Consider the following 26,428-nt stretch of genomic DNA (forward strand, 5'->3'; position numbering starts at 1 on the left):
CTCCCTTCCCCCTCGGTCAGTTGGCGAGAATCTGCCAGTGCGGAAGCGGGCCCGTTGACCTCCGGTCCGCCGGGCGTTTGGCTCTCCCCAGTCAGTTGCGCGGGCGGTGCCACCCACCAGGGTGGCGCCGCCCGCGCCGTCGTCACTCACCAAGGGGAGGACCCCACCTCATGACCACCACACACCCCCGGCGCGGGCTGCTGCGCGGCGGCTGCGCCCTGCTCGCCGCCGTGCTGGCCGGCCTCGCCGCACCAGCGGCCGAAGCGCATCCGCGCACGGGCGGGATCACCCGGGTGAGCGTCGGCCTCGACGGCGCGCAGCCGGACGGCGCGTCCGCCGCCCTGGGGCTGAGCGCCGACGGCCGCTACGCCCTGTTCTCCTCGGACGCGACCAACCTGGTGCCCGGCGACACCAACGGCGCGACGGACGTCTTCGTCCGGGACCTGCACACCGGCCGCACCCAACGCGTCAGCGTCGGCGCGGACGGCGCCCAGCTCGACGCCCCCACCACCCAGGCATCGATCAGCGGCGACGGCCGCTTCGTCACGTTCAACACCAAGGCCACCAACGTGCTGCCCGGCCACAAGGCCAACAGCGGCGGGGAGGTCTACCTGCGCGACCTCCGGGACGGCGTCACCGAGCTGATCACCACCGGCGACCCGGCAGCCACCGGCCAGGACGGCCGCATCTCCCGTGACGCGGTGGCCAGTTGGGACGGCCGCTTCGTGGCCTTCTCCTCCTCCCGGACCGACCTCGCGCCGGTCGGCACGTTCAGCAAGGAGAACATCTACGTCACCGACCGCCGGGAGGGCACCACCCGCCTGGTCACCCTCGGGGTGAACGGCAAGCCGGGCAACGGCGACTCCTACCTGCCCTCGATCAGCGCCGACGGCCGCGTCATCGGCTTCAAGTCCCGCGCGTACAACCTGCTCCCGGCTCCCGCCCAGACCCCCGCAGCCGCCGCAGCCCCTGGGGACCACGCGGACCACGGCGACTCCCCCGCGATCCTCGGGCACGCCTCCTACCCCTTCTACGTGTTCGACCAGCACACCGGGGTGATCAGCGGCGCGAGCACCGACCCCGCCGGCCAGCTCGCCAACACCGGCCTGGACGCCACCCTCAGCCCCGACGGGCAGTACGCCGTCTACACCCTCGACGCGCCCGGCGGGCCGATCCTCAACCGTCACCAGGAGCTCTACACCCGCGACCTGCGCACCGGCACCGTGGCCAGGGTGACCACCCCGCTGCCCGGCACCACCACGGTCGGCTCCGCCGGTCGCGGCACCATGTCCTACGACGACCGCTGGGTCTACTTCGTCTCCGACGCCGGCAACCTCGTCCCCGGCGTCGACGGCGGGCGGCAGAACGTGTTCCGCCGCGACCTCGCCACCGGAGCCGTCGAACTCGCCGGCGCGGCCGAGGACGGCACGGCGAGCACCGGCACCTCGGACAACCCGTACACCGACGCCTCCGGCGGCGCCGTGCTGTTCACCTCCGAGGACGGCACCCTCGTCCCCGGCGACACCAACCACGCCTCGGACGTCTTCCTCCGCCGGCTCCTCACGCACTGACCGCGGACGGGCTGTTACGGGTGCTGACCAGGCGGGTTCCGGAATCTGCCGGTGAAGGGCGGGACCACCGGTCATCCCGGCCACGAAAAGCATGATCCGGCGGGGAGGAACAATGGCAACACCCGTAACAGCGTTCGGGCGAAAACCGTGCCGCCCGTCTTCGCCAGCACATAATCACCACATACTTACCCCGAATTGTACGACCACTGTCAAGGCATCAAGGTGCGCCAGGCCGCAGTGACTTTCAGGACACTGTCGAGGATTTGGTTTTCAACATCCCTCGGGCGACGGATGCTTGTACGTACAGTCTCCGTTCTTTTGGCGCTGCCGTGCTATCCGCAGGCCAGTCCACGGAGTTTGCAGCAGGACGTGCTGCTCCCGGCGACGACTCGTGAGGTCGATCGTGACAATGAGAAAAGCCTCAGGAAGTCGATAGCCGTATCTGTCGAGACGGCACCCAATCCAACCGTCCAAGGAATAGTCCGAGACGGAACGAGGGTAAAAGTGAAGGCCCTTCTCTACCACTTCCACGGAATCGACGACTTCGATTTCTCGACCATCTCGCCCGAGGACCTCCCCGAGGTCCAGAAGGCTGCGGAATCCCGTGAGTACGGAATTCTGCCGACCGTCTACCTGCGCCGGGAGAATCTCCCCCGCCTGGTGGAGGTCCTCCAGGAGTACCACCGGCTCGAACAGGCGAACGCGGTTCCCAACATCGCCGGTTTCGCGATCGAGGGCCCGCTGCTCGGGCCGCAAGGAGGGATACCCCGGGCCGGACGGTGGTTCCCGTCGGCGAAGGAGTGGGACGTCATCGCGTCCCTCGGCCCGCTCGGCCTGCGCTACATCGTGATGGCGCCCGACGCCATGGCCCTGGACGAGCGCATCGACGCCGGCCCCACCTTCGCCGACCTGCTCACCAGCTTCTACGAGCAGGGGCTCCGGATCGCCGTGGGGCACTTCCACCGGGAGGCGCCCGAGCGCAGTGCCGTCCGACTGCGGGAAGTGCTCGAATTCCTGCACAGCCGCTACGACTCCTCCCCGTACCTGGTCCTGACCGACCATCTGTACAACGACACCCCGCGGAACTTCACGCATTCCTGGCGCACGCCCCAGGAACGGGTCAACCGCGAAGTCGAACTGCGGCGGGTGCTCGATCCCGACTGGGACAAGACCGACCTCCGGGAACTGCTCGGCCCCGTTCCGGCCGAAATGCTGCGCTCCGCACGCGAGTCCCTCCTGTACCCGTGCATCAACTTCGACGGGTACCACGTCGACCTCGAAATCTGCCGGCGCACCGTCGAATACCTGGGCGTGGACCGCCTCATCGCGCTGACCGACCACACCGAGGTCGCCACGATGGCCCAGGAACCGCTGACCCGGAGTGACCACAATCCGCTGTGGCTGCGTGACGACGGGGCCGTGGCGGCGGGTTCGAGCGGTTATGAGCAGCAGCGGCAGAACATTCTCTCCATCGGATTCGACGACACGGCGGTTCACCGCATGTTCGTCGACAACCCCGTGACGGCGGTCGGATACCGCATCAAGAAGGGCGCCGCGTAAGGGCCTGGAGGGCCGGAAATCGGAAAAGACATCGGGACAGGAACTCACGGCCACTCGGGCGTTGCGCCCCGGCCACTTCCTCGACCGTGTCGTGCGGACCGGGGACACGACCGCCGCCACCGCGGCGCTCCTGGTCGTGTCCCCGGCAGCCGACGGCCCGCGCATCCTCCAGGACGACGTCCGGCTGCGGCGTGGCCACGCGGATCCGCCGCGTGGCCAGGCCGCTCCGGGTGTGACACACATTCGCGAACCACGAGAGGGGACCAAGGCATGAGCAAGGTTGTCGTCACGGGTGGCGGCGGGTTCATCGGCTCGCACATCGTCGACCGGTTGTGCGCCCAGGGACACCGCGTCCTGGTGGTGGACGACTTCTCCACGGGCGATCGGGCCAATCTCGCCGAGAGCGAGGCCCGCTGGCCCGAGTTGAGCATTCTCACGGCCGACGTGGTCGACGAGTCCACCGCGGCCGCGGTGGAGGACTTCGCGCCCGAGGTGCTGCTGCTGCTGGCCGCGCAGTTCAGCGTGAAGGTGTCGATGCGGGATCCCCTGCTGGACGCCCAGGTCAACGTCATCGGCCTGGTCCGGATGCTCGAAGCGGCGCGGCGCAGCCGCAGCCGCAAGGTCGTGTTCGCCTCCAGCGGCGGGACGATCTACGGGCCCGCCGGTGAGGACGGGGTGCCCATCAAGGAGTCCGCGGGCCGGGTGCCCAGTTCCTTCTACGGGCTGACCAAGTCCGTCGCCGTCGACTACCTGCGCCTCTACCACGAGACCTACGGCCTGGACTACGTCGCGCTCGCCCTCGGCAACGTCTTCGGCCCCCGCCAGACCCCGTTCGGTGAGGCGGGAGTCGTCTCCATCTTCGCGCAGCGCATGCTCTCCGGGCAGACCTGTGTCATCAACGGGGACGGCCTGCAGACCCGCGACTACGTGCATGTGAGCGATGTGGCCGATGCGTTCGTGCGGGCCATGGACCAGGGGCACGGTCTGATCAACATCGGTAAGGGCGGGGAGAGTTCGGTCCTGGACATCCACCAGGCGGTCGAGAAGCGGACCGGCCGTTCGCTGCCGCCCCGCTTCGGGCCGCCGCTGGCGGGAGAAGTGCGCAGGGGGTGCCTGGATCCCTCCCGCGCCCAGGCCCAACTGGGCTGGACCGCCCGGACGACGCTGGAGGACGGGGTCGACTCCGTCGTGTCCTGGCTGGCCGCACGCCCCCTGCCGACGGAGGCCTCGCCCGAGGCGGGGCAGACCGGTCAGACCGGGCAGACCGGGCAGACGGGGCAGACGGGATGAGGCTGGCGGGGATGATCCTGGCAGCCGGGCGCGGCAGCCGGATGGGAGCACTCACCGCCCAGACGCCCAAGCCGCTCCTGCCCCTGGCGGGCAAGCCGCTGCTGGGACACCTGCTGGACCGGTGTGCCGAGACCGACGTCACGGACGTCTACCTCAATCTGCACTACCAGGCCGAGCAGGTCCTTCGCTTCCTCGACGGCACCACGGTGAAGGTGCCCGTCCACGCCCGGACCGAGCCCCGCCTCACCGGGCCCGCCGGGGCACTGCGGCTGTTCCACGAGGAACTCGCCGCCTTCGACGCCGTGCTCGTCACGTCCTGCGACGTCATCATGGGCGAGCCGCTCCAACGGCTCGTCGACGCGCACACGCGCGGAGGCTACGCCCTGACGTTCGCCTGTACGCGGATCCGGCAGGCCCGCCGCTACGGCGTGCTGGACATCGACCCCGATGGTCGGATCCGCGGCGCCCGGGAGAAGCCCGACGTCCCCGACGACGAGACGCACTGGATCAGCGCCGGCGTGTACTGCCTGGACCCCCGCATCATCGCGCACATCCCCGAAGGCGTCGTCTACGACTACGCCAGGGAGCTCGCCCCCGCACTGATGGCCGCCGGCGAACGCGTGGGGGCGCACCGGCTCACCGGCTACTGGCGGGACGTGGGCACCCCCGATTCGCTGCGCGAGGCCGGCGAGGACGCCGGCCGTGGGCTCATTCCCTGGCTCACCGAAAGGGCGGACCGATGAAAGTCCTGATGCTGACCTCCAGTTACGAGCCCCTGCACGGCGGGGCCGAGACCTATGCGCGGCTGTTGTGCGAAGGGCTGGTGGCCGACGGCCACGACGTCGTCATCGCGACCGACGGGTCATGGCTGGACGACCTGCCCGGGGAGCGCGAGGAGGACGCGGGGCGGGTCGTGCGACTGCGCGACTTCGCGGACCGCGTGGACGCCCGGGACAAGGTGAGATGGCGACAGATGCAGTACTCCGTCCTCGACGAACTGGGGGCCGTGCTCCAGGGCGAGAGCTTCGACGTCGTCCACGCCAACAGCCATGAGACGCTCATCCTCGCGAGCATCGTGGCGCTCGAAACGGACGCCGCACTGGTGTGCTCGCTGCACGAGCAGAACCCCGACCTGGAGCGGTTCGGCCGCGGCCGGTGCCGCCTGTCGTACCAGACCCTCCCCGTCGACATGCACTTCGTCCCCAGCCGCTTCTTCGCCGAGCGCGCCGCCCGCTTCGGCGCCCCCGCCGACCGCATCAGACTCGTCCACAACGGCGTTCCCGACGCGCCGCCGGACGACGTGGCCCGGAACCTGCGCTCCGCACTGCGCACCGAACTCGGCGTCACCCCCGACCAGCGGCTGATCGTCCTCCCGGGCCGGATGTCCGCCCGCAAGGCCCAGCTCGACCTGGCCGCGGCACTGCCCCTGGTCACGGCGGAGTTGCCCGAGGTGCGGGTGCTCCTGGCGGGGAGGGTCTCAGACTACGCGTACGAGAAGAGCGTGTGGGGCCGGCTCGAACACGAGGGTGTGGCAGAACTGGTCACTCTCCGCCAGGACTTCGGCGCCGAGGCGATGCCTGCCGTCTACGCCGCGGCGGATCTGGTGGTCCAGCCCTCCCTGGCGGAGGGACTGCCGTTCAGCGTGGTCGAGGCGATGCGCGCCGGCAAGCCCGTCGTCGGCACCCGCGTCATCGGCATCAGCGACGTCATCACCGACGGCGTCGACGGCCTGCTCGTGCCGGCGGCCGACCCGCCCGCACTGGCCGCAGGGATACTGCGGGTGCTCACCGACGAGGCGTTGGCCGCCGAGCTGGCGGCCAACGCGAGCACCACGGCGGAACGGGAGTTCAGCAGCCGGAAGATGGTCGCGGACACCCTGGACGGCTACCGGGTGGCCGTGGCACGCCGTCGGCAGTCGGCGTCCGCGGCCCCGACCTCGGCCTCGTGAAGGGGTGACCGTGTCCGACTACGCGCGGCTGGTCAAGGCCTACGACATCCGCGGGGAAGTCCCCGCCGAACTCGACGGTGAGGTCGCGGAACGCATCGGCGGCCTGTTCATCCGGTTCACCAACGCCCCGCAGGTGGTGGTGGCCAGAGACATGCGCCCGTCCTCGGCCATGCTCGTGCGGGCGTTCAGTGACGGCGCCCGCCGGGCCGGTGCCGACGTCATCGACGCCGGGCTCGGCTCCACCGACTACCTCTACTACGCCAGTGGATCGCTCGGACTTCCCGGCGCCATGATCACCGCCAGCCACAACCCCGCGAAGGACAACGGCATCAAGCTGTGCCTGAGCGGCGCGGCGCCCCTCGGGGAGAACACGGGCCTCGGCAGGATCCGCGACTGGCTCGTGGCGGGGGAACGCGCCGCACCCGCCGCGGACCCCGGCACCCGTACGGAAAGACCACTCCTCCAGGAGTACGCGGCACACCTGCGTCAGCTCGTCGACCTCACCGGGATCCGGCCCCTCAAGGTCGTCGCCGACGCGGGCAACGGCATGGCCGGCCTGACCGCCCCGGAGGTCTTCGCGGGCCTGCCCGTCGACCTCGTCCCGCTCTACTTCGAACTCGACGGCACCTTTCCCCACCACGAGGCCAACCCCATCGACCCCAGGAACCTCGTCGACCTCCAGGCCGAGGTCCGCCGACAGGGGGCCGACATCGGGCTCGCCTTCGACGGTGACGCCGACCGCTGCTTCTTCGTCGACGAAGGCGGTCAGCCGATCTCACCGTCCGCCGTCATCAGCCTGATCGCAGGCCGGGAGCTGGCACGGCACCCCGGCTCGGCCGTCGTGTACAACCTGATCACCGCGGAGGCCACGGTGCGGAGCATCCGCCGCCACGGCGGACGCCCGTTCCGGTCCCGCGTGGGGCACTCCCACGTCAAGGCGCTCATGGCGCAGCACGACGCGGTGTTCGGCGGAGAGCACTCCGGACACTACTTCTTCAGGGACTTCTGGCGCGCCGACAGCGGCATGCTCGCCGCGCTCCACGTGCTGGCCGCCCTCGGTGGACAGGACCGGCCGCTGTCCGCCGTGATCGCCGCGCACAGCCGGTTCGCGCTGTCCGGCGAACTCAACTGCGTCGTCGCCGACGTCGCGGCCACGATCCGGGAAGTGGAGGAGCGATACCGGCACCGGGCCGGGGTGACCACGGACCGGCTCGACGGCCTGACGGTCGGCCTGCCGGGCGGAATTCGGTTCAACCTGCGCCCCTCGAACACCGAACCGGTCCTTCGGGTCAACGTGGAGGCGCACGACCAGGGGACCATGGAGCACCTCCGGGACGAGGTCCTCGCATTGATCCGACCGTAAGCCGTTTCTGACGGTGCGTCGGGGAGTGTCCGGGTTGCGACAGGTCGGCCGGTGACGCCGGTAGTCTGCTCCCGGATCGCGAAGCGGGTGATCGCCTCGACTCGGCGCCCGGGGTCGGGGTCGGTCATCGGCATGGGCGGCGGATTCCCGGCGGCCTGACCCGGCCTCGCCCCATCCCTGCCTACGGCACTTCGAAGAAGGGCATCCCATGGGCTTGGCCCCGTCCTGCGACCATGTCGACGGCGACGCAGGGGTGTCGCCATGACGGCGCCCGTCCCCCCGGGCGCCGCACGGCTGTTGACCGTGTGCGTCGCCTCCGTCGGAGGGCTGCTGTTCGGCTACGGAATCGGGGTGATCGCCGGAGTCCTGCGGCTGGTCGCCGACATCTTCACCCTGTCGTCGTGGCAGCAGGGGGCGGTCGTGTCGGCCGCCCTCCTCGGCGCGGCGCTCACCGCCCTCACCAGCGGGCGGCTGGCGGACAGGTTCGGACGCCGGCCGGTCATCGGCGCCGCCGCGGCCGTGTACGCCCTCGGAACGGCGGCTTCGGCGGCGGCCTCGGGCTCCACCACGCTCCTCATCGGGCGGTTCCTGGTCGGACTCGCCCTGGGGGCCGTCTCGTTCGCGGTCCCGCTGTACATTTCCGAGATCTCTCCGCCCGCCCGGCGCGGCGCGCTCGTCACACTGAACCAACTCATGATCACGATCGGGCTCCTGCTGTCCTACGTGGTGGCCTATCTCCTGGAACCCGCGGGGGCCTGGCGCTGGATGCTCGCTCTCGGGCTCCTGCCCGCCTGCGTGCTGCTGGTCGGCATGTGCCTGGTGCCCGAATCTCCGGACTGGCTGCACGCCAGGGGAGACACCGCCCGGGCGGCCAGCGCCGCCCGGCGCCTGTCTCCGCCCGACCCGGGCGGCGCAGCCGCCCGACCCGGTGGCCGCCCCGCGACGGCGACCGCCACCCGGCCCACCGCCGGCTCCGCGACCGCAACCGTCGCCCGGCCCGTCGCCGCCCCCGCCGCGAGCCTCCGGCAGGCCTGCGCGCTGGCCGGTCCCCGCTGGGTCGCACTGGGACTGGCGATCGCCGTCCTGGTCCATCTGACCGGTCTGAACACCGCGATCTACTACGTGCCGACCATCCTGGGGGGCAGCGGCATGACCGCTGCCGGAGGCATCCGGGGAGCCGTCCTGGTCGGGCTGTGCAACGTGGCCGCCACCGTCGTCACCATCGTCCTGCTCGACCGGGTCGGCCGCCGGAAGACGATGATCGGAGGACTGCTGGTCATGGCGGTCGCGGCCGTCGGCATCGCGGTCGCGCAGCCACTCGGACACACGGGGGCGCCGACCGCAGCACTGCTGTGCGTCTTCATCATGGCGGGAGCGGTGGGCCCCGCCGCCGTCTTCTGGGTCTACATCGCCGAGATCTACCCGGCAGGTGCCCGCGGAGTACTGATGAGTCTGGCCACCGCGGCCCACTGGGCAACCGACTTCGTCGTGGCGACCACGTTCCTCCCCCTCGTGCAGGAGCTGTCGCTCGGCGGGGCGTTCGGTGTGTACGCGGCGATCAGCGCGGCGTCCGCCCTGGCCCTGGCCCGCTGGATGCCCGAGACCCGTGGCCGATTGCTGCTGTGACCGGGCCGGGCGCGAGGCTCCCGCGCTCGCGCCCGGGCTGGGCTTCGCCCGCCGCCACCTGACGATGCGCCAGAATTGCCGTCAGCCGAGCAATCAGCCGCGCGTCCCCGAAGGTAGGCATCATGACCCGCTACAGCGTCGACCCGAACCGGCACGAGCTCATCGCCACCTGGGGAACCGGCGAAGGCGACCTCGCCACCCGGATCACCGCCCTCCCGGCCGACGCACCCAGCGCCACGCTCCTGCGCCTGGCCGGCGCACTGACCCGCCTGTCGGAGGCGGCCTGGCGCACCTACACCCATCCCGCCAGCGCCGCCGGCTCCCTCGAACCCGACACCGAAGGCTGGCGCCGCGAACAGGAACGCGACACCTTCAGCGACGTCGCCGAAGCCGTGGCCGCGCCGAACCTGCCCCACGGCGGCCTGCTCACCGTCTCCTACAGTCCCCTCCTGGAATCCGCCCACCAGGCCGGCCGCGCCCTGCACGCCCTCGACGAAACCGAGTTGACGAAGGCCGTCCTCGCCGAGACCATCACCGAACTCACCGCCGTCGAGAGCGCCGAACTCGGCAACCTCACCGGCCGCGCCCAGCAGGCCGTCCTGCTCAGCCGCGAGGACGCCTCCCCCGTCCAGGTCGCCGCCGCCGACCACCTGCTGGAGCAGAACCCCTTCGGCTCCCTCGCCCTCTTCTCCGACATCGACCCGACCGCCGCCGCCGTCGCGGCCGCGCACTGGCTCGCCGCCGCGGCCGAGGTCGCCGCCGACGCCTCCGGCCACGACGCCACCGCCGTCCTGCTCGAAGCCGACAACATCGAGGACCTCCCGCACCAGACCCCGACCCTCGTCCTCGAACTCCTCGACGCCGGCCACACCCCCCACGACGCCGTCACCGGCCTCGTCCGCCACGCCCTCCACATCGCCGACGGCCTCCTCCCCGACCCCGCCGGCCTGCGCGAACAACTCGAAGACCTCGACGGGGCCCTCGACGACTACACCGAGGACTACACCGACGACGAGGAGACCGACCCGGAGGACACCGGCCTGCGCCTCACCCCCCTCGACCCCAGGCGCCCCGCCCGCGACCTCCTCGAAGACCTCCTCGCCGGCATCCACGGCTGCTGGGTCCTCCACACCGAGTACGACGACCTCGACGAAGAGCACCTCGGCACCGACGACGCAGACCCGGACGGCGCAGACCCGGACGACGCAGGCCCGGACGACGCGGACCTGCACGACGCGGACCTGGACGACGAACGGGCCGCACAGCACCGGCACCAGAGCCGCGAGAACTTCGCCCGCCTCGTCCGCGAAACCGCCGCCCGCCACCGCGACCGGCTGCTCTGACCGCACCTCCCCGCTCCGACGGGGACGGCGGAGTCGCCCCTACCCCCCGGCAGCAGCGGGGGCAGGGGCGATCCAGAGGTTGCCGTCAGCCTCTCCGCAGGCCGCCGTCGGCGCTCTGCTTGCCGCCGGTCAGGAACCGGTGGGGGTGACGTTGCACTGCTCTGCCTGGAGTTCGCTGAGGTAGCCCTTGGCGATGAGGTTGTTGACCTTGTAGCCACCCTCAAGCCCTGAGGGCGCGAGGGCCGGGTCGAGCCACTCCTGCACGCCTCCGCCGGGCATCCCGAAGAAGGCGGCCACGTGCCCCTTCTGCACCTTGAACACCGCCTTGGCCTGCAGGCAGTGGTAGCCGCCGTTGAGGGCGTCGGGTGTGACCGCCATCTGGACGAAGGGCGTTCCGGGATCCGCGAGGTACCCGCCGCCCTTGGTGATGTCGCCGAACCGGATCAGCTTGGTCCCGATCGGCACCGTGTACACCGTCTGGTCGAGCTTGCCGTCGAGCCTCTGGAAGCCACGGTCGGGCGCGTACGCCCACCGCTTGTCCGTCGCGTCGTAGTACAGCTGGACGAAGTGGCTGGCACTGAGCCCGCCGAAGCGCTGGTACCCCCTCAGCAGCGTGGCGGCCGGCTCATCGTTCGGGATGGCGGCCGGCCCGAATCTCTCCTGGGAGCAGTAATACTTTCCGGCCATCGGCGACTCGGTGGCGTCGGGCGGCGGCGGGCAGTCGTCGGGAACGACCGCCGCCGCCCGCACGGACTGTGCGTTCACCGGCTGCGCGGCAGCGGCGCCGCCTGCGGCGGTCAGTCCGGTGATCGGGAGGGCGCAGGCCAGGGAGGCGGCGAGCATCGTTCGCACACGCATTCAGTACTCCGGTTTCGTGGGGAGGGAGCAGAGGGGGCGCCACGGCGGGGAAGGGGGAACAGGCACACGACACAGGCCGCGACGGGGACGACACACAGCAACCGCCCACACCGTGCGCGATGGCCGCCGACGGTGGGACGGAACGTCAACTACGGGTGTTGGATGCGGAATCCGGCGGTTTCGCCCTCGTCCGCGTTCTCCTGACTTCTCCGCCGTTTCCGGCGCCGCTTCGAAGTCCGCTACTCCGTACCCTCCCCGGAACCGGCCGATTCCCCGCTCAACCCGACCGGGCTACATCCGGGCGTACGGCCTGGCGGTCCCCTTCCTCGGCGGCGGGTCGCCCGGACGGCTGCTGCCGGTGGCGGCAGGCGACGGCCCGGCGGGTCGCCCGGCCGGCGCCGCCCGCCGAAAGTGCTCCGTGCCGTCCGGACGGCCCAGCACCGCTCGTGGTCCGGGCGTGCAGAACAAAGCATGGAGAGCACGAACCGGGCGGCTGCGGGCATGCACGTGCCCACCGACGGCCGAACGGATGAGCGGGATGACCGGAGGGTTGTGCGTGATGCGTACGCTGTACACCAGCCAGGGCGGCGGCCCCCGGCTGCCGCGGAGAGTGGCCGCTCTGGCCGCTGCGGCAGGAACGGCCGTCCTCCTCGTGGCGTCGTGCTCATCCGGGAGCTCCTCCGGGCCCGCGACGCCAACGAACGCGGCGGGGGCGACGCTGTCGGAGGCACCCAACCCGTCGAGCTTCTCCGGGGAGCCGCCCTCCGCCTTCGCCTCCGCGCTGGAGTCGGCCTCGGCCTCGGTAGCCGCACGCTCGGCCTCGGCGGCGGCCGCCGCCTCCGCGTTCGAGGCATCGGCGGACGCGCAGGCCGCGCAGAACCGGGCGAAGGCGACCGAGGTGCTCAAGACCGTGGAGGGCCCCGGCAACGCCACCTCCGACATCACCCTGACCGGCGTGCCGCGATCCACCACCGGCGGCCTCCACGCCGCCGTCGTGACCATCGTCAACAGCACCCGCGAGGCCGCGTCCTACGCGGTCCAGGTGGACTTCACCGACGCGTCGGGCCACGCCGTCGACTCGGCGATCGTCGGCGCCGAGAACCTGGCCCCGGGCGGGAAGGCCAGTCCGATCGCCTTCAGCCGCCAGCCGGCCGATCTGGCCCTGGTCCCGGTCGTGGTGAAGGCCCAGCGCTACTGAGCCCAGCGCTCCTGAGCACACCCCGACCGGGCAACGCCCGACGTCCCGCCGGCTTCCCGTGCACCGGTGCACGGGAAGCCGGCGGGACGTCAGCGGGTGATCAGCTGATGATCAACGGCCTTGGAGGGACCTCACGTTGTCGCCGAAGCTCCAGCCCTTCGAGCCGTCCCAGTTGAGCGACCACGTCATGAGCCCCTTCAGCGAACCGCCGAACGCGTTCCACGACTGGCCGACCAGGCCCGGGTCCATGTAGCCGCCGCCCGCACCGGGCTGGGCCGGCAGACCGGGCACCTGCTTGTCGTAGGGCACCTTGACGGTGGTGCCCTGGATGGTCAGGCCGTTGTTCAGGCAGGTGGTCTGCGCGGTGAAGCCCTGCACGGTGCCGGCCTGGTAGGAGTCACCGGAGCAGCCGTACATGCTGCCGTTGTAGTACTGCATGTTCAGCCACCACAGTTGCCCGTTGTCGGCGTACTTCTTGATGATCGGCAGGTAGGCGCCCCAGATCGAGCCGTAGGTGACGCTTCCGCCGGTCACGTACGCGGTCTCGGGGGCCATCGTCAGGCCGAAGCCCGCGGGCATCTGGGCCAGTACGCCGTCGATGATGCGCATCAGGTTGGCCTGGGAGGCGGACAGCGTGCCGATGCTGCCGCTTCCGGACAGGCCGGTCTCGATGTCGATGTCGATCCCGTCGAAGTTGTACTTCTTGAGGATCGGGACGACGGTCGCCACGAACCGGTCGGCGACGGTGCTGGAGCTCAGGTCGATGCCTGCGGCGGCACCGCCGATCGACATCAGGATCGTCGCCCCGGCCGCCTTGGCCTGGCACATCTCGGCGGGGGTCGAGACCTTGACGTTGGCGTCCATGCCGTCCTGCCACTGGACGGTGCCGTCCGAGAGGATCACCGGGAAGGCGGCGTTGATGACGTTGTAGCCGTGTGCGGCGATCCGACTGTCCGTGATGGGGACCCAGCCCATGCCGGGGTGGACGCCGTTCGCGGCGCCGTCCCAGTTCTCCCAGTACCCCTGGAGGACCTTGCCCGACGGCTTGGGCTTCGTCGGGCAGGTGTCACCCGGCGGCGGGGTGGTCGGCGGCGGAGTGGTGGGCGGAGGAGTCGTCGGAGGCGGAGTGGTCGGCGGAGGAGTCGTGGGCGGCGGGGTGGTCGGTGTGGGGCTGCTGCCGCCGGGGCCGGTGAGCGACACGTCGTCCGCGTAGTACGCGGGCTGCCCGTACCAGCCGTGCAGGTAGACGGTCACCGAGGTGGTGTTCGGCCCGGTGGTGAAGCCGACGCTGAGCTGGCTGTACGACGCACTGCTCGGCGTCCAGGTGGACGGGTCGCTGCCGGCGCCGGTGCCGGTGGCGCCCAGGTAGACGTAGCTGCCCTGGACGTAGGCGCTCAGCGTGTACTGGGAGTTGGGCTGCACGCTGACGGTCTGGGCGCACTGGGCGCTGTCCGGGCCGGTCGGCGTGGCCTTGAGCGCCGCGGCGCCGGAATGGACCGGACTGCTGACGACCGCGCCGGAGCCGCCGGAGCAGGTCCAGCCGGAGAGCCCGTTCTCGAAGCCGGGGTTGGCCACCAGGTTGGGGGTGGCGGCCCCGGCCGTGACGGAGCCGGCCACGGCGATGCCGGCACCGATGACGGCGACGGCGCTCACCCCGGCGAGGGAGCGCCGCAGGACGCTCGGCCCGCGCTGGGCGCGGCTGGTCCGGTTCACCTGCGTTGCGCGTTCCACGCTCGCCCGCGGCTGCGGGCCAGGGGCCCGGAGCGGCTCGCTCCCGGTCCGGTCGCCTTCGAGGCGGCCGGGATCCGGACAGGGGCGGACCTCGCCCGACGGACGTGGAGTACGCGACCTTCGACGGAACATGCTGCGTTCCCTTCCCGCCGAGCGCCATGGACATGACCGACGCGTGGGGGCGCGACGCCCGGCTGTGGGTGAGGTGGGGACATGTGGGGCTGTGCCGGACCGGATCGTAGGAGGGGCGGCGCAGCTCGTCAATAGGTCTGGACCAATCGCGGGGTACGGCCCGGCCGACCGCAGCAGAACCCGACGTCAGGCCGTACGGCCCCGCCCGCTTCACCGGGCAGGGGCCCGGGCATGGCCGACGGGCCGTCCGGGGCGGACGGCCCGTCGGTTCGCTACGGGGCGGTCACGGGGCCAGGCTCTCCGGGCTCCGCCAGCTCACCAGGCGGGCGCCGTCCGGCGGGAGGTCCACGACCTCGTTCCCGAAGACCCGGTTGATCGAGCTGCCCCCGTTCAGCGCGATGTCGGCGCCGTAGACGTGCAGGGAGACCGCGCGACCGGTGCCGCCGTTCGACACCCGGTGGATGTCCTCGTCGGGCGGCACCAGGAGCTGCACCCGGCCGGGAGAGCAGGTGGTCCGGCCGGACGGCACCAGCACCCTGCGGCCGGTTCTGGAGGGCCGCCACAGCCGGAACGCCTCGTCCACCTCGACGCCCTCCACCACACCGGACACGCACCAGGCGACGTGGTCGTGGATCGGGGTGGACTGACCGGGCAGCCAGGTCAGGGCCACCACGGAGTGCGTCCGTCCGGCATGCAGCAGCCGCTGCGAGTAGCCGTCCGTGTCACCGGCACACAGGTCGTCGGGCACGATCAGTCCGGCCCGCAGGTACTTGCGCAGGGTGTCCGCCGTGAGCTGGGCGGTCAGGACATCCGCGGCGGCGTAGCGCGCGAGGTCGGAGAGGAACTCGTCGAGGTTGGAGCCCGGCTCCACGCTCTACCGCCCCACTCCGGTGAGCGCGCGGACCTCAAGCTCCTCGAAGCCACGCCCGTCCGACTCCTCGTCGCGACGGCGGCGGCTGCCGACCAAGGAGCCGAGGACCGCGGCCGCGAACCCGATCGGGATCGAGACGATGCCCGGATTCTGCAGCGGCACCGGTGCGGTGGTGGTGCAGGAGATCAGCGCCGTGGCGTTGCCGACCTGCTTGCTGGACGCCTCCACCCCGCAGTCCTTCGCCTGGGCGGCCGTCAGCTTCACGGCGTGGACCGTGCCGGTCGCGCCGCCCCAGCAGATCGGGGAGAGCAGCACCAGGCCGATCGAGCTGACCAGGCCCGCGTAGATACCGCACTTGGCGCCGACGGTGGTGAAGCGCTTCCAGAACAGCGTCAGCAGGATCGCCGGCAGGTTGGCCGAGGCCGCGATGGCGAAGGCCAGGGCCACCAGGAACGCCACGTTGAGGTCCCTGGCGAAGATCGACAGGGCGACCGCGACCGCGCCGATGACCACGGCGGCGATCTTCGCCGTGACCAGCTCCTGCCGCTCCGTGGCCCTGCCCTTGCGGATCACGCTGGCGTACAGGTCATGGGCGAACGACGACGACGAGGTCAGGGTGAGCCCGGCGACGACCGCGAGGATGGTGGCGAACGCCACCGCCGCGATGAAGGCGAGCATCAGGGAGCCGCCGGTGGTGCCCGCGCCGCCGCCGAGGTGCTCGGCCAGCAGGGTGGCGGCGGTGTTGCCGGACGGATCCTTCTCCTTGATCGTCGCCGTGCCGACCAGCGCGGCCGCGCCGAAGCCGAGCACCAGGGTCATCAGGTAGAAGACCCCGATGATGCCGATCGCCCAGTTCACCGACTTGCGCGCGTCGCGGCCGGTCGGGACGGTGTAGAAGCGGACCAGCACATGCGGCAGCGCCGCGGTGCCCAGCACCAGGGCGACGCCGAGGCTGACCAGGTCGAGCTTCGACCAGCCGTCGGTCGCCCCGTACTTCAGGCCGGGCTGGAGAAAGGAGTCGCCCTTCTTGGAGGCCGCGGCGGCGTCCCCGAGCAGGTGGCTGAGGTCGAACCCGTACTTCGCCAGCACCCACAGGGTCATCATGGCCGCGCCGGCGATCAGCAGCACCGCCTTGACGATCTGCACCCAGGTGGTGCCCTTCATCCCGCCGACCACGACGTAGACGATCATCAGGGCACCGACCCCGACGATGGTCCAGATCTGCGCCGAGGCGCCCTTGACGTCGAGCAGCTGCCCCACGATCGTCGCCGCGCCGACCATCTGCGCGATCAGGTAGAAGATCGAGACCACGATGGTCGACACGCCCGCGGCGGTCCGCATCGGACCGCCGCGCAGCCGCGCGGCCAGCACGTCGGCCATGGTGAACCGACCGGTGTTGCGCAGCAGTTCGGCGACCATCAGCAGCGCGACCAGCCAGGCGACCAGGAAGCCGATCGAGTAGAGGAAGCCGTCGTACCCGGAGAGCGCGATGATCCCGGCGATGCCGAGGAAGGAGGCCGCGGAGAGGTAGTCGCCCGAGATCGCGATCCCGTTCTGCAGCGCGGAGAACTGGCCACCGCCGGTGTAGAAGCCGCCGGTGCCCTGGGTGCTCCGCCGCGCCCAGAGGGTGATGACGAGGGTCACCGCCACCAGGGCGACGAACAGGCCGATGGTCAGGCCCTTGTGCGATGCCGCCTGCGCCGTCGCCGCGGCGAGCGGAAGGTGCTGTGTCATGCCTGGCTCTCCGTCAGTTCCTGGTTGTCGGCGTGTCCGGCCGATGCGGTCGGACGGGACGCCGCCGCGCTCCGCAGGGCCTCGGCCAGCGGGTCCAACCGCCGGGCGGCGAACCGGCCGTAGGCCAGGGCGATGCCGAAGGTCGAGACGAACTGCAGCAGTCCGAAGACCAGGGCCACGTTGATGCTCCCGACGACCTTGGCCGCCATGAAGCCGCGGGCATAGGCCGAGCAGAGTACGTACGCCAGGAACCAGAGCAGGAACGCCGCCGTCACCGGGAACACGAACCTGCGGTACGCGGCGCGCAACTCGGTGAATCGCGGATCATCGCCGATCCAGGGTGCGCCACCGCGCGACGACGCGGCTTGGTCGATCATGGGAATCCTTTTGAGCGGTGCGGAACTTACCGAAGGCCCGACCGTAGGAATCCGTGGCAGACAAGCGATCAACGCGCGGTCGGCGACGGCCGGCCTTTGTGCGTTCCCGCTGCGCGTTCCCGGCACATCCACACCCCTGCCGGCCCGCATTCACCTCAGCTGCATTTCGGCCAACTGTGCGAAAGGTCTGTTCGCAACCACGGCACCCCCCTAGAGTGGCGGCGATCCTCCACAAGTGGCCTTTTCTTCACGCCAGTTCACTGGATCTTCACACCAGTGCACCGGCCTCGGGACGTTCAGCGCAGTCTGTTCCCACCATCGAGCCGAAAGGGCCGGGTCCGTGACACAGGCGTTCCAGTCCCCCGGCTTCGCCGCCCTGGCGGCCGACCGCGCGGTCGAGACGCGGCTCGTCGACGAGCGCTGGCAGGCGGTGGCCTGGGACCTGGGGACGGGTCGGCGCCGGGTGGTCACCGACCGGCCGGGGGGCGTCCACCTGAGCGAGATCGAGCCGGACGGCGACGCCGTCTGGTGGTTCGACGCCGACAACGCCGGGGAGGGGCGGTGGCGGCGCGAGCCGTTCGCCGGCGGAGCGGGCGGCGAGGCGCTGCACGGCGTGCCGCGCGGGCGGGCGTACGGCGTCGCCTTCAACCGGACGGGCGCGCTCGCGGCGGTGGTCGTCGGTGTCGACGGCGCCTCGCACTGCTACGTCGGACCGCCCGCGGGCCAGGCCCGGCTGATCGGTTCGGCGCCGGGGTACCTGAGCCTGGCCGACCTGTCGCCGGACGGTCGGCTCCTCGCCCTCGGCGGGCGGCCCGACGGGGACGACTCCGTGGTCCTGTGGCCGACGGACGCTCAGGCGGACGGTCAGGCGGGCGCGCAGGCGGACGTTCAGGCGACCGTTCAGGCGGGCGCGCAGGCGGACGGTCCGCTGCGGCTCGCCGGGCACCGCCGACTGCGGCTCTGGCCGATCGAGTTCAACCCGCTCGCGGTACTCGAACCGGAGCTGCTGCTGGTGGTCGAGGAGGACGAGCAGTACACCGTCGCGACCTGGCAGGCCGGCACGGGACTGCGCAGGTACCCGGGGCTGTCGTTCGACTCGCAGATATCGGCCGGCTGGTACCAGGGGCCGCGCGAGGTGCTGATCCAGCACGAGCGGGCCGGGCGGAGCCGACTGCTCCTCGCCGAACTCGACCCGCCGGAGGGGCAAGGGGCGCCGCAGCAGGGGGCCGCGGGCCGAGGACCGGCCGAACAGGCCCCACCCGTCCGGGAGATCAGCACCCCCGGCGGCACGATCCACGACCTGTCCTGCGCTCCGGACGGCACCTTGCACTGCGTCTGGAGCCGGGAGTCGACACCACCCCGCCCGCTGGTCCTGCGCCCCGGCACGGAGACTGCGCACCACCCCGGGCAGGGCCTCGATCCAGACCGGGGCGACACCTCCCGCAGCCAACGCTGGACGCCCCGGCCGTACGGACGGATCCACAGCTTCGTCAGCACTCCGGCCGGCCAGGGCCCGTGGCCGACCCTCTTCCTGGTCCACGGCGGCCCCGCCACCCACGACCGGGACTCCTACGACCCGCGGGTGAACGCCCTGGTCGGCCGTGGCTACGCGGTGGTGCGCACCAACTACCGCGGCTCCACCGGCTACGGCGCCCGCTGGCAGCACGAGTACGGCCACCGGGTCGGGCTGGCGCAGATCGAGGACCTGGCCGCCGTCCGCGCGGAGCTGGTCGCCGACGGTACGGCGCTCGCGGAGCGCACCGGCCTGTGCGGATTCTCGTGGGGCGGCTACCTGGCCCTGCTGGCGATGGGCGCGCAGCCGGAGTTGTGGTCACTCGGCATGGCCGCTCAGCCGATCGCGGACTACCCCGCCGCCTATCGCACCACCACCCCCGCGCTGCGCGAGCTCGATCGCCAGCTCTTCGGCGGGACCCCGGACGAGGTTCCCGAGCGCTACCGCGCGGCCGACCCGCGATCGTACGTGCACCAGGTCCGCTCGCCCGTCCTGCTGGTCGCCTCGCGGACCGACGAGCGGTGCCCACCCGACCAGGTCGCCCGGTACGCCGCGGACCTGCGCCGGCTGGCGGTGCCGCACGAGCTGCTCTGGGTGGACGGCGGCCACTACAGCCGCCGGACCGCCGACCACCGATCGGTGCTGGCCACGATGGTCCGGTTCGCCGAGCACGCCTGGCCGGCACCGCTCCCCCTGCCACCCCGGGGCGACCGCCCCGAGGTACCCGCCGAACTGGTGGAAGGAGGTGAACAGCCATGAAGCGACGCAGCATTCAGAACGACCCGATCAGCACCCCGGAGCGTGACCGGGGCGCCGTGGTGGTCCAGGCCTTCGCGCTCGACATCACCAAGGCCGCAGTGGTCGCGCCTGCCCTCAAGGGGCAGCCGAAGCCGAAGGCCGAGACCAAGGGCAAGTGATTCACCGTCGCTCCGGGGCGCCTGCGGTGCCCCGGAGCGACACCTCACCGACCGCCGGCGAACAACAGAAGTGGCCACCATGCGTATCGTCCTGCTGCACATGCCCTGGGGCGCGATCGACGTGCCGTCGCTGGCGCTCGGGATCATGCACACCGCTGCCGCACGAGCCGGCCACCAGGTCGAAGTGCGGTACGCCAACCTGGACTTCGTGGACTGGGCCGCCGAGACCGCGGGTTTCGGCGTGGACGACTACCAGTACTTCTCCGAGAAGTCCTACTTCCAGGGCGCGGGCGACTGGGCGTTCGCCGGCGCGCTGTACGGTGACGACGGCCCGGCCCCCGGCATCGAGGCCTGCGTCAACGGCGACGGCAGCGACATCGATGACCTCGACGGCGAGTTCGCGCCCTACTTCGAGTACCTGGCCACCAGCGGTGCGAGCGAGCAGGAGATCGCACTGACCCGGGCCACCCGCGCGATCGCCCCCGCGTTCATCGCCCGACTGGTCGACGAACTCGCCGCCGACCCACCGGACTTGGTCGGCTTCACCACCACCTTCCAGCAGAACACGGCGAGCCTCGCCGCCGCGAAGCTGCTCAAGCAGCGGTGCCCGCAGGTGCGCACGGTGTTCGGCGGCGCGAACTGCGACGGTCCGCAGGGCGCCGCGCTGCACCGCAACTTCCCCTTCCTGGACTACGTGGTGCGCGGCGAGGGCGAGGCCGCCTTCCCGGCGCTCCTTGAAGGCGGCGACCTCTCCGCCGTCCCCGGGCTCTGCTGGCGGGACGACTCCGGGACGTCGACGGCCAACGAGATGACGAGGCGTCCGCTGCCGCCCGCGGCGATCCTGGCGCCCCGCTACGACGACTTCTACGAGCGGCTCGACGCCTCCGTCGCGGCCGGCTGGGTCGATCCCAAGCTGGTCGTCGAGGGCTCCCGGGGCTGCTGGTGGGGCGAGAAGCACCACTGCACCTTCTGCGGGCTCAACGGCTCCTCGATGGAGTTCCGCTCCAAGCCGCCGACGGACTTCCTCGCCGAGGTGCTCACGCTCGCCGAACGCCACCAGCTGTTGGACGTCTACGTGGTCGACAACATCCTGGACATGGGCTACTTCGACACCGTCCTGAAGTCGCTGGCCGAACTCCCGGTCGACCTGCGGCTGCACTTCGAGATCAAGGCCAACCTGCGCCGCCACCAGTTCCAGCTCCTCGGCGACTCGGGCGCGGCCCAGGTGCAGCCCGGCATCGAGAGCCTGAGCACCAGGGTCCTGCGGATCATGGACAAGGGGGTGACGGGCTGCCAGAACGTCCGCGCGCTGCGGGACGCGCAGAGCGCCGGAGTGTCGGTGAGCTGGAACTACCTCTACGGCTTCCCGGGCGAGCAGCCGGCCGACTATGAGTCGGTGATCCGCCAACTGCCCGTGCTGCACCACCTGGACCCGCCGACCGGAGCGGGACGGATCGCGATCGAGCGGTTCAGCCCGTACTTCGACCGGCCCGAGCTGGGCTTCGCGATCACCCGGCCGGCCTTCCAGTACGGCGCGACCTACCGCCTGCCGCAGAGCAAACTGGCCGAACTGGCCTACGTGTTCAGCGCGCCACCACGCGGGATCGGCGGCGACCTCGCGGAGCGGCTGAGCGCGGCGGTGGACACCTGGATCGCGCGGTTCCCCGACAGCCGGCTCAGCTACCGGGACGCGGGCGGCCGGATCGCGCTCGTCAACACCCGCCCCGAGTACGACTGGCGGGTGGTCGAGCTGACCGATCCGGTGGAGCTCGCCGCCTTCCGGCTGCTGAACCAGCCCCGCTCGACCGCCGCGCTGGCCGCCAAGGTCCCCGGCGGCGCGGCGGCGGTCGGGCCGGTGCTGGAGCGCTTCACCGCGCTGGGCCTGCTGTTCCACGACGGGGACAGCTTCCTCCAGGTCGCCGTCGAGTCCGACAACCAGGTGCTGATGCGGATGCAGCACCGGCACGGCCCCGCCGCCGCCCGCCCTCGCGCCGAGGAGGTGCTCGATGCCGTCACGATCGGCTGAACGGACCGATGCCGGAACGGCCGATGCTGGAAAGGCCGTTGCGGGAAGGACCGTGGCGGGAAGGGCCGATCCTGGAGGGGCCGTTGCGGGAGGGGCCGATGCCGCCTCCTGGCGCGCGGCCGGCCCGGAGGTCGAGCTCTGGCTCGACTACGACCCCGCCGCCAGGGAGTTGCCGGGCTTCGCGCTCGGTCGCCGCACCCTGTCCGGCCCAGCGGAGGCGGAGGTCACCGAACTGCACCGCGCCGGGGTCCGCTGCCTGCGGCTGACCGAGCCGGTGCGGCTCTGCGCGGACGCGCCGGCGGCCTCCGCGCGGGCGCTGATGCTGCTGCGCGAGGCGACCGGGCAGGGGCTTGCCGTGCTCTGGCAGGCCGACTGCACGGACGGCTGCGCGGCGCGGCGCCGGTTCCACCACCTGTACCCGCCCGAGCAGTTGACCGGCGGCCCCCAGGACGTCGTCGCCGACTGGCGCGCCACGTACTACCCGAGCAAGTGCGTCTTCCGGCGCGGCCCCGGCTTCGTCGAGGTGCGCGACCGCCGGTTCGGGACGCTGGAGCTGTTCACCATCGACGAGCCGGGCCACCTGGCGCAGGTCGAGGCGCTGGCCGAGGGCGTCGAGGTCGGCCGGCTGCCGGACGCCGTCCACCAGGACTTCGCCGCGGCCGGCCTGATCGCCGAACAGGCCGGCCGCGCCTGGTTCCTGCCCATGCGGGTGCGCCGCTGGCCCTTCCCGTCGCTGACCGTGTAGTTGCCGGAGTTCGAGCCCGAGGAGTGATCCATGACCACCGCGGTCGACGACGCCGCCGCGCGGATGTCCGCCTTCATCCGCGACCCCTACCCCACGCTCGCCCGGATCCGCGAGGCCGGCGCGGTCTCCGTCGTGGAGTTCGGCGAGGGCCTGCCGGTCTACCTGGTGACGCGCTACCAGGACGTCCGGGCCGCGCTGATGGACCCGCGTTTCGGGCAGGACGTCCGCCGCAGCCAGGCCATCGCGAGCGGGCGGGGCTCCGGCCTGACGCTCGGTTCGGAGGTGGTCCACATGCTCAACAGCGACCCGCCGGACCACACCCGGCTGCGCCGGCTGATCCAGGGCGTCTTCACCCGCCGGCGGGTCGACCTGATGCGGCCGCTGGTCGAGCGCATCGCCGACGGCCTGCTGGACGGGCTGCGCGGGCGGGAGACCGCCGACCTGGTGACGGACTTCGCCTTCCCGCTGCCGATCATGATCATCTGTGAGCTGCTGGGCTTCCCCCCGGAGGACATGCAGGCCTTCCGCACCTGGTCGACGGCGATCCTCACCCAGGGCGGCGACATGACCTTCGACCAGGCCACCGCCGAACTGAACGACTACCTGCGCGAGTTGATGACGGCCCGGCGGGCGTCGCCGAGCACGGACATCCTGACCGACCTGGTACAGGCCTGTGACGCCGGTGAACTCACCGAGCGGGAGGTGTTCTCGATGGTCTTCCTGCTGCTGATCGGCGGCCACGAGACCACCGTCAACCTGCTCGGCACCGCCACCCTGGCGCTGCTCCACCACCCCGACCAGCTCGCCTGGTTGCGCGCCAACCCGGCGGCGATGCCGGTCGCGATCGACGAGTTCCTGCGCTACGAGTCTCCGGTGAGCATGGCCACGCTGCGGTTCACGAACGCCGACGTGATGGTCGACGACGTGGAGATCCCGGCGGACGAACTGGTGCTGCTCTCGCTCGGCGCGGCCAACCGGGACCCGGCCCGCTTCACCGATCCCGACCGGCTGATCCTGGACCGGGGCGATCCGGGCCACCTGGCCTTCGGGCAGGGCCTGCACCGGTGCCTCGGCTCCTTCCTCGGCAAGTTGGAGAGCGAGGTCGCGCTGACCGGCCTGCTGGAGCGCTTCGGGCGGATCGAGCTGGCCGCCGCGGAGGAGACCCTGCCCTGGCGCAACACGATCATGCTGCGCGGCCTGGAGTCGCTGCCGGTCTCGCTCGATGGCTAGCGGCGCGGGAGCAAGCGACACGGGGACGGACAGCGCGGGGACGGGCGACGCAGGGACGGGCGACGCAGGGACGGGCAGCACAGGAGCAGGCGGCGCAGGAGCGCGCGGCGCGGCGGGGCTGTTGCGGTTCCGCCCCCGGATCAGCGTCGCGCCCCTGCGCGCGCGGGGCTTCCGGCTGCTGGTGATCGGGCAGGGCACCTCGGAGTTCGGCAACGCGTTCCAGGTGGTCGCCCTGCCGCTGCTGGTCTACTCCCTCGCCGGAGGCGCCCGCCAGCTGAGCCTGGTGGTCGCCGCCTACGGCGCGGGACGGCTGGCCGCCACCCCGCTCGGCGGGATGCTCGCCGACCGGTTCGGCGCCCGGCGGGTGATGCTGGCGGCCGACCTCGGCCGGCTGCTCGCCACCGCCGGGCTGTGCGCGATCGCCGCCGGCGGGGCGGCGAACTTCTGGCTGATCGGCGGGCTCGCGCTGCTGGTCGGCGTCGGAGCAGGGGTGTTCCTGCCGGCCGCCTGGGCGATCACCCCGACCCTGCTGCCCGCCGAGGACCTGCACGCGGGCAATGCACTGAACAGTACGGTCACCTTCGGCGCCGGTCTGCTCGGTCCGGCGCTGGCCGGCCCGCTGGTCGCCTGGCTGAACCCGGCCGCCGCCCTGGGCCTGGATGCGGCGACCTTCGCCGTGTCGGCGGCGACGCTGCTGCTGATCGGCCGCGGCAGCCTCGTCGCAGCACCCAGCCCGATCTCCGAACGCGCCTCCGTGCCGAAGAACTTCCGGCGCCTGCTGCGGGAATCGCCGTTGCTGCGCGCGGTGCTGACGGTGACGGTGATCGCGAACCTGACGGTGGGCGGCGCCACCCGCGTCGCCCTGCCGACCCTGGCCACCCACGGCTTCGACGCCGGCGCCGTCGGGCTGGGCCTGCTGCTGGCCGCGTTCACCGGCGGTGCGCTGGTCGGCGGCCTGTTCGCGGCCGGCCTCACCGAGGTCCGCTCGCGGGGCCGCACGGCGATGCTCTCCGGACTGGTGATGGGTGTGGCGATCGGCCTGGTGCCGCTCGTCGGCCTCGTCGGCGCCGTGCTGCTGCTCTGCGTGGCCGGCGGCGCCAGCACGGTGACCAACGTCCTGGTCGTCACCGGCGTGCAGAAGAGCACCCCGCCCGCCTTGCTGGCCCGGGTCATGGCGGCCGTCACCTTCTGCGCGCTGGGAGTCTTCCCGATCTCGGTGATCGCGGCCGGCGCGGCGGTGGACGCGTTCGGGAGTCAAGGGGTGTTCGCGACGACCGGGCTCTGCCTGACGGGCGCGTTCGGGTACGCGCTGACCAGGCGTGAGATCCGCGAGCTGTGAGCGCCCAGCCGACCGCCGGGCCCGCTCCCGCCACCGGCAAGCGGGGGCGGGAGGCGGGAGGCGAGGCGGGTCCGGGCGGCGGCCCCGTCAGCGCAGGGTCGCGGTGACGACCGTCGCGTCCAGGTCCTCGCACCAGGCGTCGGCGGCGTCGAGGCCGGCCGCGCGGGCGACGGCCAGGGCCGTCGGGGTCTGCCGTTCGCTGGTCTCGAACAGCAGCGACCCGCCCGGGGCCAGCCAGTGCGGCGCCTCGACGGCCACCCGGCGCAGCACGTCCAGACCGTCGGCGCCGCCGTCCAGCGCCGGCCGGGCCTCGTGCAGCCGGGCCTCCGGCGGCAGCAGCGCGATGTCGGCGCTGGGGACGTACGGGACGTTGGCGAGCAGGACGTCGATCCGGCCGCGCAGGGCGGCGGGCAGCGCGACGAACAGGTCGCCCTCGAAGACCGGGGCCCCGGGCCCGGTGAGGTTGCGGCGGGCACAGCGGACGGCGACCGGGTCGACGTCGGCCGCGTAGAGCTCGACCGGGTGCGCGGCGGCGGCCGCCACGGCGGCGCCGAGGGCGCCGCTGCCGCAGCAGAGGTCGACGACCACGGCGCCCGGGCCGGTGAGCTCGGTGGCCGTGGCGGCCAGGAACTCGCTGCGGCGGCGCGGGACGAACACGCCCGGGTCGACGGCGATCCGCAGCCCGGCGAACTCGGCCCAGCCGACGACGTGTTCCAGCGGCCGGCCCTCGGCCCGGGCGCGGACCATCACGGCCAGGTCGGCCGGTGTGGCGGCGGCGGAGAGCAGGATCCGCGCCTCGTCCTCGGCGAACACGCAACCGACGGCGCGCAGCCGGGTGACGACCGAGGAACAGAGAGCTGCGGAGGCAAAAACCGACAAGAGGACCCCTTGGGGGAATCGGGAGGAGGACGAACGACTCCGTCAGGGCTCCCGCAAGGGCCGGCACCGCGCCGACGCGTCCGCGCTATGCGCGCGACGCGCCCGCACGGCCGCGCTCCGGGAGCACCCGCTCGGACATACCGGTAATGGGGCTCACCTCCTTGAGTCGCGGTCATA

The 26,428-nt window shown here is 72.0% G+C and carries 21 protein-coding genes; 15 read left to right on the forward strand and 6 right to left on the reverse strand.

The window, feature by feature from the left end; translation table 11 throughout:
• Window positions 1-170: 170 nt before the first annotated feature.
• From A6F73_RS00870 to A6F73_RS00905, 8 genes are all read left to right on the forward strand, one after another.
• Window positions 171-1,571 (forward strand): PD40 domain-containing protein, encoded by a 1,401-nt coding sequence (locus A6F73_RS00870; protein ID WP_063345965.1) that lies wholly within the window; start codon window positions 171-173, stop codon window positions 1,569-1,571.
• Between the two features lie 357 nt (window positions 1,572-1,928).
• Window positions 1,929-3,131, forward strand: a complete 1,203-nt coding sequence (locus A6F73_RS00875; RefSeq protein WP_159398303.1) for a hypothetical protein — start codon at window positions 1,929-1,931, stop codon at window positions 3,129-3,131.
• Window positions 3,132-3,401: 270 nt separating this feature from the next.
• The gene (locus tag A6F73_RS00880; RefSeq protein ID WP_063345967.1) at window positions 3,402-4,421 is read left to right on the forward strand and encodes an NAD-dependent epimerase/dehydratase family protein; all 1,020 of its coding nucleotides are present in this window, start codon (window positions 3,402-3,404) and stop codon (window positions 4,419-4,421) included.
• Between the two features lie 11 nt (window positions 4,422-4,432).
• Entirely contained in the window at window positions 4,433-5,164 is a 732-nt protein-coding gene (locus A6F73_RS00885) for a nucleotidyltransferase family protein (protein ID WP_063345968.1), read from the forward strand.
• Between the two features lie 8 nt (window positions 5,165-5,172).
• On the forward strand, window positions 5,173-6,369 hold the full coding sequence (locus tag A6F73_RS00890) for a glycosyltransferase family 4 protein (protein ID WP_063345969.1): 1,197 nt from the start codon (window positions 5,173-5,175) through the stop codon (window positions 6,367-6,369).
• A gap of 10 nt (window positions 6,370-6,379) precedes the next feature.
• Window positions 6,380-7,732, forward strand: coding sequence for a phosphomannomutase/phosphoglucomutase (locus tag A6F73_RS00895; RefSeq protein ID WP_063350830.1), 1,353 nt, complete (start codon window positions 6,380-6,382; stop codon window positions 7,730-7,732).
• Window positions 7,733-7,993: 261 nt separating this feature from the next.
• Entirely contained in the window at window positions 7,994-9,358 is a 1,365-nt protein-coding gene (locus A6F73_RS00900; protein WP_063345970.1) for a sugar porter family MFS transporter, read from the forward strand.
• Between the two features lie 122 nt (window positions 9,359-9,480).
• Window positions 9,481-10,701: a hypothetical protein gene (locus A6F73_RS00905; RefSeq protein ID WP_063345971.1), complete on the forward strand. Its 1,221-nt coding sequence runs from the start codon at window positions 9,481-9,483 to the stop codon at window positions 10,699-10,701.
• A 129-nt stretch (window positions 10,702-10,830) separates the two neighbouring features.
• Here A6F73_RS00905 and A6F73_RS00910 read toward each other — a convergent pair whose 3' ends face one another.
• Complete coding sequence (locus tag A6F73_RS00910; RefSeq protein WP_079135329.1) at window positions 10,831-11,559, reverse strand: TNT domain-containing protein; 729 nt, start codon at window positions 11,557-11,559, stop codon at window positions 10,831-10,833.
• Between the two features lie 559 nt (window positions 11,560-12,118).
• Here A6F73_RS00910 and A6F73_RS00915 point away from each other — a divergent pair.
• Window positions 12,119-12,757, forward strand: a complete 639-nt coding sequence (locus A6F73_RS00915) for a hypothetical protein (RefSeq protein WP_063345973.1) — start codon at window positions 12,119-12,121, stop codon at window positions 12,755-12,757.
• Between the two features lie 111 nt (window positions 12,758-12,868).
• Here A6F73_RS00915 and A6F73_RS00920 read toward each other — a convergent pair whose 3' ends face one another.
• From A6F73_RS00920 to A6F73_RS00935, 4 genes are all read right to left on the reverse strand, one after another.
• On the reverse strand, window positions 12,869-14,470 hold the full coding sequence (locus A6F73_RS00920; protein WP_244293245.1) for a glycosyl hydrolase family 18 protein: 1,602 nt from the start codon (window positions 14,468-14,470) through the stop codon (window positions 12,869-12,871).
• 433 nt (window positions 14,471-14,903) lie between these two features.
• The gene (locus tag A6F73_RS00925; protein WP_063345975.1) at window positions 14,904-15,491 is read right to left on the reverse strand and encodes a cysteine dioxygenase family protein; all 588 of its coding nucleotides are present in this window, start codon (window positions 15,489-15,491) and stop codon (window positions 14,904-14,906) included.
• 3 nt (window positions 15,492-15,494) lie between these two features.
• Window positions 15,495-17,225 (reverse strand): cation acetate symporter, encoded by a 1,731-nt coding sequence (locus A6F73_RS00930; protein ID WP_063345976.1) that lies wholly within the window; start codon window positions 17,223-17,225, stop codon window positions 15,495-15,497.
• On the reverse strand, window positions 17,222-17,602 hold the full coding sequence (locus A6F73_RS00935; RefSeq protein ID WP_063345977.1) for a DUF485 domain-containing protein: 381 nt from the start codon (window positions 17,600-17,602) through the stop codon (window positions 17,222-17,224). The genes A6F73_RS00930 and A6F73_RS00935 overlap by 4 nt, the downstream gene beginning before the upstream one ends.
• A 340-nt stretch (window positions 17,603-17,942) precedes the next feature.
• On the opposite strand from A6F73_RS00935, the gene A6F73_RS00940 reads away from it, so the two are divergent.
• The 6 genes from A6F73_RS00940 (at window position 17,943) to A6F73_RS00960 (ending at window position 25,372) form a co-directional block, all read left to right on the forward strand.
• Window positions 17,943-19,874, forward strand: a complete 1,932-nt coding sequence (locus tag A6F73_RS00940; RefSeq protein ID WP_063345978.1) for a prolyl oligopeptidase family serine peptidase — start codon at window positions 17,943-17,945, stop codon at window positions 19,872-19,874.
• Complete coding sequence (locus tag A6F73_RS41210; protein WP_159398304.1) at window positions 19,871-20,032, forward strand: hypothetical protein; 162 nt, start codon at window positions 19,871-19,873, stop codon at window positions 20,030-20,032. Before A6F73_RS00940 ends, A6F73_RS41210 begins: the two co-directional genes overlap by 4 nt.
• Window positions 20,033-20,111: 79 nt before the next feature.
• On the forward strand, window positions 20,112-22,058 hold the full coding sequence (locus A6F73_RS00945; protein WP_063350831.1) for a RiPP maturation radical SAM C-methyltransferase: 1,947 nt from the start codon (window positions 20,112-20,114) through the stop codon (window positions 22,056-22,058).
• A 52-nt stretch (window positions 22,059-22,110) separates the two neighbouring features.
• The gene (locus A6F73_RS00950) at window positions 22,111-22,803 is read left to right on the forward strand and encodes a DUF5825 family protein (RefSeq protein WP_063345979.1); all 693 of its coding nucleotides are present in this window, start codon (window positions 22,111-22,113) and stop codon (window positions 22,801-22,803) included.
• 30 nt (window positions 22,804-22,833) lie between these two features.
• The gene (locus A6F73_RS00955) at window positions 22,834-24,033 is read left to right on the forward strand and encodes a cytochrome P450 (RefSeq protein WP_063345980.1); all 1,200 of its coding nucleotides are present in this window, start codon (window positions 22,834-22,836) and stop codon (window positions 24,031-24,033) included.
• A 121-nt stretch (window positions 24,034-24,154) separates the two neighbouring features.
• A complete protein-coding gene (locus A6F73_RS00960; RefSeq protein ID WP_208869029.1) occupies window positions 24,155-25,372 on the forward strand; it encodes an MFS transporter in 1,218 nt (405 codons plus the stop codon).
• An 87-nt stretch (window positions 25,373-25,459) separates the two neighbouring features.
• Here the strand turns inward: A6F73_RS00960 and A6F73_RS00965 are convergent, their stop codons facing one another.
• Window positions 25,460-26,251, reverse strand: a complete 792-nt coding sequence (locus A6F73_RS00965; RefSeq protein WP_063345981.1) for a putative protein N(5)-glutamine methyltransferase — start codon at window positions 26,249-26,251, stop codon at window positions 25,460-25,462.
• Window positions 26,252-26,428 lie beyond the last annotated feature (177 nt).

It is taken from the genome of Streptomyces sp. MJM8645, assembly GCF_001625365.1.
Lineage (GTDB): Bacteria > Actinomycetota > Actinomycetes > Streptomycetales > Streptomycetaceae > Kitasatospora.